Annotated in this window: 11 protein-coding genes, 1 tRNA gene and 1 pseudogene; 5 read left to right on the forward strand and 8 right to left on the reverse strand. The window is 45.3% G+C overall.

Annotated elements, in window-relative coordinates:
* Window positions 1–183 precede the first annotated feature (183 nt).
* The 3 genes from ACX9GU_RS23755 to ACX9GU_RS23765 form a co-directional block, all read right to left on the reverse strand.
* Window positions 184–867: a response regulator transcription factor gene (locus ACX9GU_RS23755; RefSeq protein ID WP_473193130.1), complete on the reverse strand. Its 684-nt coding sequence runs from the start codon at window positions 865–867 to the stop codon at window positions 184–186.
* A 182-nt stretch (window positions 868–1,049) separates the two neighbouring features.
* The gene (locus tag ACX9GU_RS23760) at window positions 1,050–2,567 is read right to left on the reverse strand and encodes a sensor histidine kinase (protein ID WP_473193131.1); all 1,518 of its coding nucleotides are present in this window, start codon (window positions 2,565–2,567) and stop codon (window positions 1,050–1,052) included.
* 11 nt (window positions 2,568–2,578) lie between these two features.
* The gene (locus ACX9GU_RS23765; RefSeq protein ID WP_447883527.1) at window positions 2,579–3,910 is read right to left on the reverse strand and encodes a vWA domain-containing protein; all 1,332 of its coding nucleotides are present in this window, start codon (window positions 3,908–3,910) and stop codon (window positions 2,579–2,581) included.
* 351 nt (window positions 3,911–4,261) lie between these two features.
* Between ACX9GU_RS23765 and ACX9GU_RS23770 the strand changes: the two genes are divergently transcribed.
* Entirely contained in the window at window positions 4,262–4,906 is a 645-nt protein-coding gene (locus tag ACX9GU_RS23770) for an acyl-homoserine-lactone synthase (protein ID WP_473193132.1), read from the forward strand.
* Here the strand turns inward: ACX9GU_RS23770 and ACX9GU_RS23775 are convergent, their stop codons facing one another.
* The 3 genes from ACX9GU_RS23775 to ACX9GU_RS23785 form a co-directional block, all read right to left on the reverse strand.
* Window positions 4,907–5,623 carry a helix-turn-helix transcriptional regulator gene (locus ACX9GU_RS23775; protein WP_021807855.1) on the reverse strand — a complete coding sequence of 239 codons (717 nt, stop codon included), beginning with the start codon at window positions 5,621–5,623 and terminating at the stop codon, window positions 4,907–4,909.
* 123 nt (window positions 5,624–5,746) lie between these two features.
* Window positions 5,747–6,382, reverse strand: a complete 636-nt coding sequence (locus ACX9GU_RS23780) for a carbonic anhydrase (protein WP_473193133.1) — start codon at window positions 6,380–6,382, stop codon at window positions 5,747–5,749.
* 326 nt (window positions 6,383–6,708) lie between these two features.
* Complete coding sequence (locus ACX9GU_RS23785) at window positions 6,709–6,909, reverse strand: hypothetical protein (RefSeq protein WP_473193134.1); 201 nt, start codon at window positions 6,907–6,909, stop codon at window positions 6,709–6,711.
* Window positions 6,910–7,430: 521 nt separating this feature from the next.
* Between ACX9GU_RS23785 and ACX9GU_RS23790 the strand changes: the two genes are divergently transcribed.
* The gene (locus ACX9GU_RS23790; RefSeq protein WP_473193135.1) at window positions 7,431–9,164 is read left to right on the forward strand and encodes an AAA family ATPase; all 1,734 of its coding nucleotides are present in this window, start codon (window positions 7,431–7,433) and stop codon (window positions 9,162–9,164) included.
* The gene (locus ACX9GU_RS23795; RefSeq protein WP_473193136.1) at window positions 9,161–11,062 is read left to right on the forward strand and encodes an N-6 DNA methylase; all 1,902 of its coding nucleotides are present in this window, start codon (window positions 9,161–9,163) and stop codon (window positions 11,060–11,062) included. The genes ACX9GU_RS23790 and ACX9GU_RS23795 overlap by 4 nt, the downstream gene beginning before the upstream one ends.
* Window positions 11,063–11,178: 116 nt before the next feature.
* Here the strand turns inward: ACX9GU_RS23795 and ACX9GU_RS23800 are convergent.
* Window positions 11,179–11,378, reverse strand: a pseudogene (locus tag ACX9GU_RS23800) (transposase); the annotation flags it as partial.
* A gap of 125 nt (window positions 11,379–11,503) precedes the next feature.
* Window positions 11,504–11,588 (reverse strand) — tRNA-Leu (locus ACX9GU_RS23805).
* 393 nt (window positions 11,589–11,981) lie between these two features.
* On the opposite strand from ACX9GU_RS23805, the gene ACX9GU_RS23810 reads away from it, so the two are divergent.
* Both ACX9GU_RS23810 and ACX9GU_RS23815 read left to right on the forward strand, forming a co-directional pair.
* A complete protein-coding gene (locus ACX9GU_RS23810; RefSeq protein WP_473193137.1) occupies window positions 11,982–12,548 on the forward strand; it encodes a TetR/AcrR family transcriptional regulator in 567 nt (188 codons plus the stop codon).
* Between the two features lie 40 nt (window positions 12,549–12,588).
* Entirely contained in the window at window positions 12,589–13,383 is a 795-nt protein-coding gene (locus ACX9GU_RS23815) for a winged helix-turn-helix domain-containing protein (protein ID WP_473193138.1), read from the forward strand.
* The last annotated feature ends 3 nt before the right edge of the window (window positions 13,384–13,386 follow it).

A 13,386-nucleotide genomic window follows, 5' to 3' on the forward strand; every position in this document is an offset into this window, starting at 1 on the left:
GCCTTCCCTATTTGCTTCCTTTTTGCAATGGTTGATCATGCTGCGCTATCAATCAAGGCAAGCCGCGCGCTAAAGATCCTGGGGTTCGATATTTTTGGCTGAGATCACTTATTCTTAAGCGGTTCTTCTATACGAAGAGTAAAAAATCATCAATTCTGGCAGATAGTTAGTCCGCCCATACCCTCACCCCAAATACCGATACCCCATCCCATGCACGGTGCGGATCAGCAACGGACTATTCGCATCAAGCTCGATAGTCTTGCGCAGCTTGGAGATATGCTGGTCCAACGTACGGCTGTTAGGCAGGAAATCATAGCCCCAGGCCGCATCGAACAGCATCTCGCGCGTGACGACCTTATTCTTGTGCTGATAGAGACATTCCAGGATTTTCACCTCGCGCAGTGAAAGCTCCAACCTCACCGTCTGGCGCTGAGCACACAACTCATTGGGGTACACGGTTAAATCACCAAAACAAAAGCTGGCATCTGGCTGCTCGGTCTTGCTACGCAGGCAACGCCTGGCGATAGTTTTGATCCTGGCGCGGATCTCGTGAATGCCAAACGGCTTGCTGATGTAATCATCTGCTCCCAGCTCCAACCCGACCACCCGGTCGATCTCTTCATCCTTGGCGGACAAAAAGATAATCGGGATTTGCTCATCCTGTTTGCGGATCTCCCGGCATACCGCGTAGCCATCCAGCTCCGGCATCATGATATCGAGGATGATAAAATCCGGTTTTTCCTGCTGATACATCTCCAGCGCCACTTTGCCATTCTCTGCGGCGATCAGGCTGTAACCCTCACGGGAGAGCGCTTCTACCAATCCCTGGCGAATGTTCGTATCGTCTTCAACGACCAGTATTTTCATTACGACTTCCTGTAGTTAATGCTATTAGCGGTGGCGATTACCGCCTGATGTGGGCGATATCATCGGCTACAGCGCTGTGTTTTCCCCTCACCCCAACCCTCTCCCCAAAAAGGAGAGGGAGCTAGAGCGCGGTTGTTGTCAGGTATAGAAGTCACTCTGCGGCACTTATCCAAAAACAGCGGCTACGGTGCTGTAATCAGGTTACGTGCCAGCCGCAAGGTGAAGCGCACCCCAGGCGACTGCGGTACAACCAGGATCTCCCCGCCCAGGCTATGCGCCAGCTGCTGGGCAATCGTCAGGCCAATGCCGGTGCCCGAAACACCCTCGGTAATACCTGACTTCACCCGGTAAAAGGGCAGGAAAATCATCCTGAGCTCTTTCTCGGCGATACCGGCACCATAATCCCGCACGTGGATATCCACATTGTCCGCACCGCACTCCACCTGCACATCAACCTGTTTTCCGGCCGTGGCATACTTTTCCGCATTGCTCAGCAGGTTATTGATAATCTGCGTCAGGCGATCGATATCACTCTGCACCACCACGCTTTCGCCTAACGAGAGGGAAATCGTCATCCCCTTGGCCTGATATGACGGCATGAAAGTCTGAGTAATCTTCGCCAGCAGCGGGTTGAGGTCAATGGGCTGAATATGCAGCTTCGGCTCACGGGTAAAACTCAAAATGTTCTGGATCAGGCGCGATAAGCGCTGGCTCTCACCGATAATCACGTCCAGATAGCGCAACCCTTCATCGTGCTGTTCGTCCAGCTCCTCTTTCAGCAACTCGGCATACAGCGTGATATTGGTCAGCGGCGTTTTCAGCTCGTGGGACACCTGGCTGACAAAACCCACCTGCTGGCGCGCCAGCCGTGCCGTCTGGGTGTATTCCCGGTAGAGACGGAAAATGATCAAGCCCATGATGGCCAGCATTAACAGAATAAACGCCCCGCCCCACAGGTAGACCGTCGTAGTGCTGGCCGCTTTGCCGTAATAGCTCACCTGCCAGCCAGTAAGCGGATAAGGCAGGCTCTGTTCGGCCTGCGGCTGCTGGTTTCCCAGCTCGACGTAAGGATTGCTTTGGTACAGCAGGCGCCCGTTCTCTACCAGTACCAGCGTATCGCTGCCAAAATCGAAGTTAACCGCATTGAGCACATCCGATAGCAGTTTGATATAAGGAACCCGAAATCCAATGGTCTCGCTGCCGATAGTGCGCCAGTAGATCAGCAGCGGTTCCTGCATCTCGCCGGTGATGTACCAGCCGGATTGCGGGACAGCCATTTCGCTTTTTACGCTGTGGCCGTAAAGCAAGGAAGGATCGTTCACCAGCGGGGTGATGGCCTGAACCCAAGCTAATTCTTTTTGGCTCAGCGGGCCGTTTTCGTTGGGATATAACAACCGATTTTTCTGCAGGACAAACACGCCATCAATGTCGTGATCCTTCTCGACCAGCTCCTTGAGCGCCTGTTCGTTGGGTTGAATATAGTCGGTGATCGCGTCCAGCCGCGTTGCTTTCTGCCGCAGGATATCCATAACGCTGTCGCTGGCTTGCGTGACGCGCATCTGCGCCATGGTCTGGGATTGGTAATGGCGTAGCAACACTTCGTGCTCAAGGGTGCGCACTCCCAGATAGGCGATCAGGCTGAAAATCGCCACGGTGATGATGATAAATACCGTCAAACTTCTGGAAGTACGCTGGCTCATTAGGCTCCCTGCTACTGGTTCTTCTGGGTTTTGATGTTGTAGTTCTGCTCTTTCACTGCCTTACGGGTCGATTCCTTGCTGTCGCTCTCCATTTTACCCATCAGATCTTTGTTCTTCTGCGCGCTGGCTTCGGCTTTTTGTCTGGCTGGCGCGGCGCTGACAGGCAAACTTTCCAAGGCTGCCGCGTTAGCGCTAAATACCTGTTTGGCCTCTTCCATTTTGCCTGCATCCATCAGCTCTACCGCGCGCTCATTTTCAATTGCCGCCTTCTGAATGGCCGAGTCCACCAGCACCTCATCAACCTGAGCGGCACTCACGTCCTTAGCGGATTGGCTATAACGCACCGCCACCTTCTCATTGAAGGTATCGATCTGTTTGGTGCTCAGGTTGGCGTAACGCACATTCACATCGGCCAGCGGTTTGCTCTGGGCGTTGCTGCCCTTGGCCGGGATCACTTCCAGCAGAACATATTTTTCCTGATTGGAATACAGCTGGTTCAGTTTCACGGTGACCGTATTACCGCTGATGCTGCCATCACGCCCCAACAGACGAACCGGCGTAACCTTATCGGCGGTTTTGATCACCACCACCACATCCTGCGCCACCACGGACATGGCGTCGTTAAACTCGTGGGCGAAGGTCTTTTCCAGATCGCTGGATTGCTCAACAAAGGCATGGTTGCCATCGCTATAGCCAGCAATGGTGGTCATCAGATCTTCGTTATAACCATCACCAATGCCGATGGTGGTAATGGCGATACCTTTCTTGGCCGCCAGTTTGGCCAGCTCGGCCAGCTCACTGTTGGAGGTTGGCCCAACGTTAGCCTGCCCGTCGGAAAGCAACACAATGCGGTTCACCTGCTCTTTATCCAGATGCTTGCTCACCTGATCGATACCCTTGCTCACCCCGGCAAACAGCGCCGTCATCCCACGCGGCTCAATACTTTTGTTAATTTTATTAATCAGTTCTTTTGTATCTTTGACCTTGGTAGCCGGGATCACCACCTCAACCCCCGAGTCATAGGCAACGACCGAAAGCGTGTCATTACCGTTGAGCATGTTAACAGCGGCGATCGCCGCCTTTCTGGCGTTTTCGATACGATCGCCACTCATTGAGGTGGAGCGGTCGATGACCAGCGCCAGATTGATCGGGCTGCGTTTTTCCTGCGGTAGCGGGTAGCCCACCAACGAGATTTTCAGGTAGTTTTTATCTTGGGTATTTTCCAACACCACTGGCGAGGCAACTTCAGACTTTACGACGACCTTGGGGGCAGCCGGAGCGGCACTGGCACTCCATGGCAGCACAGACAGGGTGAATAACGCAAAAATACATTTCAGATCCATGGTGAAGCTCCTTGTCAAAAGAATCGAATCCATTCTTGCCCGTCTCGGCCGGCGAGTTGTCTGTTATCTGTATAAAGTTGTAAAAAATGGGTAAAAGTTACCGTTGCTGCGATCGAGATGCTTGCCGCTCCCTCGGGTTCGCACTCGGTAAGAAACATATCACTTTTAAGCCCAGAGTGTCGCCTAAAACGCCCCACCCAACACCGGCTAAAACCAGTTTATTCCTATAATAAGGTTAGCGTAAATCTATTAAAAAGCATTATCATTCCTTTGTACCGGCATGCTCTTAATGAAACTTCACTGATGTTACCGGATGAACTTATCTCTATATATTCATTCACAGGTGACATTATGTTTAATATTTACAGCGTTAACTATGCTTCAATGAGCAATGAGAAATCTGAAGATCTCTTTATGTTAAGAAAAAATACCTTTAAAGACAGACTGCAATGGGCTGTCGACTGTTCTGACGGCAAGGAGGTCGATCAGTTTGATAATGACAAGACCAATTATATTTTTGGCGTGGAGAACGGCATGATTATATGCGGAACCAGGATGATAGACATGAAATACAATAATATGTTGAACAGTACATTCTGCTCATTCTTTAACAATGTCAACATTCCAGAAGGCAACTACATTGAATCCACGCGTTTCTTCGTGGATAAAGAAAGAACCCACTCGCTGTTAGGCCGTAAGTTCCCTGTCACTATGGCTTTGTTTCTCTCACTGATTAACTACGCGCGGCAACATCACTATGATGGCATTCTTGCCGTCGCCAGCCATCCGATGATGCACATCATCAGAACCTCAGGTTGGAATGTCACCGTGTTGGAAACCGGTGTTTCCGAGAAAAATGAGCCGGTCTATCTGTTGCTCGGCCATGTCGATTCTGAGAGCCAGAGGAAGCTAAAAGCCAAGATATTCAGCAAGCACAGCGCAGCGGACGAAACCAGGCTGAACGACTGGCCGCTGGCGGCTGAGCCTTCTTTGTAATCAACTAACCGGTTTAATCAGTTGAAGTTCCACACCTAGACGTATTGCATGCCGGGCATTTGCGACTCCCAGTTTTTTGACGATGTTGGACATATGAAACTTGACCGTACGCGTAGTGATCCCCAGGATCATCCCTGTCTCCTGATAGGTTTTGCCCACGCTGGCCCAGTAGAGGATTTCGTTTTCCCGTTCGGTAAATTGGGCGCTTTTTTCCGTGCGAGAGGCGTTTTTTTCTGACAGCGAATTCAGGGTTAGATAAATCTCATGCACTGACGCCAGTAAAACAGAGATGTCACCTTTATTCTTGATCAGCGTTTGGGTTAATTCCGCTCTGGTTTCAGGGGCAAGAATAAAAGATAACGTGACCAGGTTATTATTATAATCATGCAATACAAACGTATAGCCGTTATTCAGGCCAAATTTCCTGGCCCGCTCGAAGAGTTCGGAAAAATGAAACCCTCCCCCCGTCATCAGATTTTCATCCCAGGAAAAAGGCGTTAGCCGGTTCAGCGCAGTGATCACCACCGGATCGGTATACTGCAAACCATTGGCTTTATAATGCTCTACCCATTCACCAGGATAGTTGGTTACCCCAAAGATACAGGACATATCTTTTTTCGATAACACCACATACGCCCAGATGAACTCCCCGAGATCGTTTAATGTCGCTTCGAGGTGCGTTTTTATAATGTTACTGATATGTTCTTCGTTTTCCATTAACTGCTCGCCCCCGACAACATAAAATAATTTCCACCTAGCCGAATATAGCAGATAAGGTCGCCAGGCAGAAGGCTCCTGGCTTTCTGCCCAGGAGCGGTCCCACTCATAGCCAAGCATCTTTTACTCGAAGTACACCTCGGGGTTATCCGCCAGCGAAATGAAATTCTTGGTATTTTTGTCCAGCGTGCGGATCTCACCACTTTCGATGTCGTACACCCAGCCGTGCAGGCGTAGGGCGTTGTCGCGCAGCCCAACGGCAACGGACGGGTGAGTCTTGATATTATTTAGCTGGGCTATCACGTTCTCTTCAACCATCGCGTTAACTTTGTCGATTTCGCTATCCCAGGTTTTCTTCTCTACCACCGCTTTTGCCGCGTCCGCATAGTGCAGCCAGTGGGCGACAGCAGGCATCGGGTCAAGGCACTGGCAAGAAGCTATAGCCTTCATAGCACCACAGTTCGAGTGGCCGCAAATCACGATATCAGTAACGCCTAACGCCACAACCGCGTATTCGATGGTCGCCGACACCCCACCCGGCTCAGGACCAAAGGAAGGGACGATGTTGCCTGCGTTACGGATAACGAAAAGCTGCCCCGGCTCTTGCTGGGTCACCAGTTCGGGTACCAGGCGGCTGTCAGAACACGAAATAAAAAGCGCTTTAGGGTTCTGGCTGGAGGCAAGGCTGCGAAAGAGCTCCTTACGCTGAGGAAAAATCTCTTTCTGGAAACTGAGGAAACCTTCAATAATATGTTGCATAGCACACTCTCTAGATCTGTAGTCTCGATAGTATGATAATCCTTGCTGGCTGAGCTGGAAAGCGGGCCAAACTCAGCTGCAAGAATTGGGATTGAACTGTAAGAGAGGGATACCAATGGATACAGGCCTCTCCGGGTTGGTTCGCTTTGATAACATAACCGTACTCAGCCGGTTCGTATTGCTCGTGGGTGGAGAGCCATGTTTCGGACACGTTCTTTAGGAGGTTATTTGACTCAGTTTGATACTTTTGCCACTGCAGCTGATGCTTTGCATAACGTTCAGCTCGCTGCTCGTCATTTTCCTCACTGCGTTGCGGTTCGTCATCTTCACCAAAGAAAGATAGTCGAGTTATGCGTGGTTTTGTATTTGTCGTATTGCGCCATCTGTCCAATTGAGAAGGTGCCTTTGGCGAGCGGCTCAAGTAGATCACGAGGAATGGTGGTTGCCCCTGTGGGGAATAAATATTCTTCGCGATTGAGGAGTGCAGAAGTCACCAACGGCGTGACGATACTTGGCACGCCAGCCATCCGCTCTTTGCCATGCTGTATCAGACGGCTCCACACTTGTGGACGTAGCAGTACCCCGACGGTTTTAACCGTGTCGCCTTCCCCCTCAAAGACGCGCGAACAACTTCCTCATTCAATCGTCCCGTGGTGATATCCATCCACTGGGTGAATGGATCCGTATCTCTACGCACAAATGTCCTTTTGCCAGACTCGGCATCTGCTAGGAATTGCGCCAACAATATGATGACCCAAATCCCTGAGTGTTTCTGTCAATTGCTCATCCATGACTTAATAAAAATTATTGATTTCGTTGATATAAAAATTGCATTATGGTTAAATATTGTCCACTACATGAGCAAGAGCGCAATGATTTGTTTGTGCTGGGGGAAGCGATTATTATATAGTCTTATAGGATAAATACATTGTTACAGTAATATTGTTAGAGATGATTTGGTTGAGACTGTGGTGGGTTGGTTTAAAGGGTAGTAAAAATTTAAGAATGGCTTGTGCATAGCATTTTGTAAAAAAGTGGAACCATAAAAATGCAAATCATTTTACCAAAAAACACTTTACATGATAAAGAGCAAGATGTTTTTTTTGAAAAGGTCACAGCGTTAATTGGCGAAAATGGTGCGGGAAAATCTTCAGTTTTGCAATCTGTTTTTATTAATTGTTTAACGAAAAAATATCTCCCAGAAACAAAGGTTGTTTGTTTCTCCTCAGGACAAAATGAGAAATACTCAACATATTTCTCTGATTATCTCTCTCATGAAAGACAAGCGAATAGAGGACTTAACTTAGATTGCTGCTATTACGATAAATCATGGTCAAAGTTGCTAATATTTATATCCACAATATGCAAATCAGATGGTCTTGTTAGAAATTTTTTATATGAGAAAGGCTATATTGATGTATCAGATGATAAAAGTGATGACACATCAAGTAATCTTACATTAACAGTCCGAATAAATTCGGCTTACGTTAATAGAGTAAAAATGGCTCTGACGCAAGAAGAGCAAGGTATTGAAAACACCTTGAGATATTCAGCTTATCACAGAACTTTGGAAAGTTTCATTAATAATATTGTTAATGCTGATTATGATTTTGAGTCTCCACTTGAAGTTCAAGAGATCTTGCTAAACCATTCAAATTTCTTCAATCCTTCATTTGAGGAAGCAGAAGACTCCTTTTTTGATCCTATCATTACATTTTTCACTCAAGCAGCCGATAATGATTACTTTATAATCAAACCATCATTACTGCTGGAGTTTAAAAATAATATCGAGCTAAATGACATCAGCGACGGAGAATATCAAGTTCTCTTTTTATACTCTCTACTTGATCTTTTTGATAGTACTAATACTTTATTCTTACTAGATGAGATAGACTCTCATTTACATTATAAGAATATTGAGCTCTTATGGCACCGACTACATAATATCAACGGTTACGCGATAACGACCACACACCTACTAGACTCAATTACAGCTACTGAGAATAGCTTTAAAAATTTAAAAATCGTTGATAAAGGAAAAATAAAAGAAGATGATAAAATCAAAACTATAATAGATCGTTTATCTGTCTTAACAAGAATTACAGACGTACAGTTCGAAGTATGCTGCAAACTAGAAAACATTGTCTTGATGGATGATTATAATGACTGGACAATATTTTATGCCTTAGCAAAGAAAAAAGGTCTTGATGTGTCAAAGCTAGATGAACTTCATGCCATAAAACAGTCCTCTGGCTATGATAATTTAAGTCAAAAATTCGCAAAACCCAAACTAGAGTGGATTGAGTCTCTTTTAAATATAAATTCATCTAAAAAAGTCAAAAGAATATTCATGATCTGTGACAAAGATGAGGCTCCGATCAACTATATGAAAGATGGCGTCCAGGTCAGCGGAAGCGAATATTCTAAGCATTTAACAACACTGGAAAACAAAAATAAAATTAAAATATATCTTCTTGCATGGAAAAGAAGAGAAATAAAAAACTACCTATTGTCTTATACTGCATTGTCTCACCACGGACTTATCGAGCAAGTAAATAATGGAGACCTTCCTGCTAATTGTTTTTTAAAAGAAAATGATTCAGGCGACAATCATTCAATACGTCAACTTAATGTTAAACCTTATATCACCAAAATAATAGATTCTGATGAATTAGGGTTAGATAAATCAAAACTTTATTCATACATTGAGCTAATGCCGCCTAATGAAATCAGTAATGACATCGAGAATATGTACAACTTTTTGGTGGAGAAATTTAAATGAACACCTCTTTATTCGAAGAACTACTTACAATTGTTAAGAAAAGAAGCTCAATAAGAAATACTGAGCAAGCGGTAGAACTAATTTCACTATTTGTTTTTTTACATTATATCAAGCTATATCTTGATGAAAATAGGGTACTTGCTATCGATACGAAAAACATATCAGCTAACAACATCAATGAAATAAAATTTCATTATCAACAATTGTATCAAAATTTTATTCATTCGAAAAAAATAAAAAACATCAATTATGACGTTCATGAAAAAATCATGAGTAAGATTGATTTTTTAATTGATAATATTAACGACTCGGAAATGGTTAAATATCTAGCGAATTCTCTTTCATATATAGATTCACTCGATGAATTTTATCTACATGCAAATTCTTATCAGTCCTTAATTCTTAGGATGGTTAATGAATCTGGCCGTTCTGGTGAATATGTCACCCCACCAGCTTTGGTGCAAATCATGGTTGAAATGCTATCACCTTCAGATGGAAAATCAATATATGATCCAGCATGTGGCACTTCAGGTTTATTGATGGAATCAGGAAAGTATATAAAAAAGAAAAACAAAAATAAAAAATTCAGTTACTCACTTATTGGACATGACACATCGTCTTTTGCCTGCCTTATTTCAATCGTCAACTTATTAATGAATAAAGAATTAAGTTTTGAAATTATTCTGATGGACAGTTTAGAGAAAAGTAAACTCTACGAAAAATATGACTTTGTTTTGACTAATCCTCCATTCGGAAAAAAGAATGGCTTAGATAACATTCATATTGATAAGCGTTACAAAGGACCTAATCTAGACTACTACTTCTTAGAACATGTTATGGACTCTCTCAATATTGATGGCAAAGCAGCCATAATATTACCAGAGCGTTTTTTATATGATTTGAGCAAAGAATGTATTGCTCTCAAAGATATGCTTTTTATACGTTATAATTTAGAATGTATTTTATCTATACCGTCAGGTGCGCTGCTCCCCTATACCGGCGTAAAATTATGTATTCTCTTCATTAGTAACTCTGGTCCTACTAAGAAAATATATTTTTACAACTTAAATAAGGGTGAGAAATACTCACGTGCAAATACAATAAAAAAAGATGATTTTATTGATTTTTTAAAATTAGCAAAAGAAAGGAAAATAACTGAACACTCATGGTTTATAGATGTGAGTGAAACCATCATACCTTATAACTTACTCTTAAAAGATAAAGAGCGAAACTCATATAATTTTTTTAGCGATTCAATATATAATATTGAACAAACAATAAATAGTAATGAATTATTACTAATCGAGCTTGATTTATTAAGGAAAAGAATAACATCCTTAGAAAAAACAATAAAATCGTACACTCACGAATATAGTTTTGAAAAAATAAAAATAGGTAGCATCGCAAAAATAAAATCTGGTAATTTATTACAAAAAAACAAACTACTATCTGAAGGTCCGATCCCTGTATATGGTGGAAACGGAATTATTGGATATAATAATGAGGCAATGGAATATGGTGAAAACATTATTATTGGTAAAGTTGGCGCTCTTTGTGGTAATGTTCGGTATGTTCAAGGTGATATTTGGGTGACAAATAACTCATTGATTCTTAAGAATATGTCGCCTAATGAAATTCTAACCCCCTATCTTGCTAAATTATTGTCAATTATAAACTTAAGGAAGCTTGCAGTTGGCACTGCTCAACAATACTTAACCACGAAACAAATAAAAGATGTTGAAGTTAGTCTTCCGCCGTTAATGACTCAGCATACATTAAACACGTGGCTTGATGAGTTGGATAATACGCTCGAAAAATATAGCGAGCTAATTGAAAAAATAAAAAAAGACAAGCTAGAAATTAAAGAAAATTTATATAAAGGGCTTTTAATCCAATAAATCAAAAAAATATCCTCCGGCTATGCCGGAGGTTTTTCATATGCGCATACAAGGCTCTGTTGCCAACCGCACCCAAACAGGCGCATCGCGCTCAGACATTTGCATTTATGGGGTACTTAACATCCCGTAAACGGGCTACCCGGATAGGGGATCGACAATTGCTCGCCCATTTTATCCTCTTCCAGTCGGTATTTTATGTATTCTTGTATCTTGGCTGTATTTTCCCAACCGTATCAACGTAATACCCTCGGCACCAGAACTCCCTGTTACGGTATTTGAACTCCAAATCGCCAAACTGCTCATAAAGCATCAGGCTACCCGCATCAGTAGTTGATGTAGATTGAATCAGGTTGATTGAAAAAGCGAGAGGAGCCTTACGGGGGCCGAATTTCAGGCACAAAAAAAGCCGCTCGAAGGCGACTTGATTTGCGTACTGACTAATGGTGCCGAAGGCCGGACTCGAACCGGCACGTATCTCTACGGTTGATTTTGAATCAACTGCGTCTACCGATTTCGCCACTTCGGCACTGAAGTAGTATGCGGAAAACGTGGGCATTATACCTTCCCACTTGCCTCGCGCAACACTTATCAAGCATTCAACGAGTTGAATGTTGAAAAAAACGTCACCCGTCGATTTTCTCGGCTTACTCTGCTCATTTCTTACTCTAAATTGAGTTCATCAGCGACCGCGAACGCCCCTCACCCCAACCCTCCCACAGGGAGAGGGAGCCGTCCGAGCCACTTGTCAGCCTTAACACTCCAGTTAGCCCCCCGATAAAGCTAGCAAAAACTTTCCTAATTCATTGATAACTAAAATAGTTTGACCTACATATCATTATTCAGGATTGGTCAGACCTTTAGGGGAAGCGGATTGACCTCGATCAAAAATGACATACCGGCTGGTCGGTATGATCGCCGCATGAATACCCACGTGCATCGCAAAAAAGACCCGGAACGGCTGCAAGAGCAGTTGCTGGAAGCCGCTAGTATCATCGCAGCCAAAGATGGGATTGCCGCGCTGTCGTTAAACGCCGTCGCCAAACAGGCTGGGGTCAGCAAGGGCGGGCTGCTGCACCACTTTCCCGGCAGGCAGGAGCTGATCCACGCGCTGTTTATTCGCCTGCTGGCCGTGATGGATCGCGGCATTATGGCGCTGATGGCCGTGGACGATAACCCACGCGGGCGCTTCTCCCGGGCCTATCTGATGTACCTGGCAGGCATCAGTGAAAGCGACACCAGCCGTCAATTGGCCCTGCTGTCGCTGGCCATGCCGCATGAAATGGTGTTGCGTAAATGCTGGCGGGACTGGGTGCTGCAACATCTGGCCAACGCCGATGAACTGGATCGCAGCTACGTAGGTAACTTGGTGCGCTATGGTGCAGACGGCCTATGGCTTTCTGAACTCACGGAAGGAGTCACTATGACGCCGGAAGAGCGGCTTGCATTGGTGACGAGGCTGGCGGCAATGACCTTCGAGGAGCTTTAACCTCCGCGGTTCGCGGGCAGCCAATCACCCAGGGGCGATAATGAAATACAAAATTAATGCCTTTCTTATTTATGACGCCACCGAAGGCTCGCTAAAGCTGGACGACGGCGGCAAGTCAGATAGCCAGCTCACCATCACTGCCAACGCCCTGCTGTTCTTCATGATCCAGCATCCTGGCGTGATCAGCCGCGATACGGTGATGCAACGGGTCTGGGACGACAACGGGCTGATGTCCTCCAACAGCAACCTGAACCAGTACCTGAGCATCCTGCGTAAAGCCTTCCGCCGTTATGGCATTGAGAACGTGATCGTCACCGTGGCCCGGGGCCGGCTGGAAATCAACCCAGAGCTGACGATCGAGGTGATCGATGATTCCTTGGTGCATCCGGTTATACATGCCAGCGAACATGAATCCTCTGCCGAGATAGCTCCAGAACCAACGCCGGTAGCGGCGGCCATCACCAGCAACGATCGCTACTGGGGCTATGCCGGGGCGATGATATCGCTGTTGGCCATCGCGCTGATCGGCTGGTCGTGGAGTAACAACGGCAGCCTGACCCCTCTCACCTTCACCCCCGTCGCGCAGGACCCCATTGAGGTGTTATCCACCGACACCATGATAAATCCAAGAATGCGCGAGAATTACCTGAAAAACTTTATTGCCGTCAAACAAAAAAAGAACATCAAGTATGATAAAGACGAACGTTTTCTGTTCTTTTATGGTGATAAGCTGCAATCCAACGGTTTAGGTCGGACGTTTCTCGCACACTGTGCCAAACATCAAGATAATACATTCAGCTACTGCGATAACTATTTTTATTATTCATGGAAATAAATT

The organism is Serratia sp. K1WW1 (genome assembly GCF_055790865.1).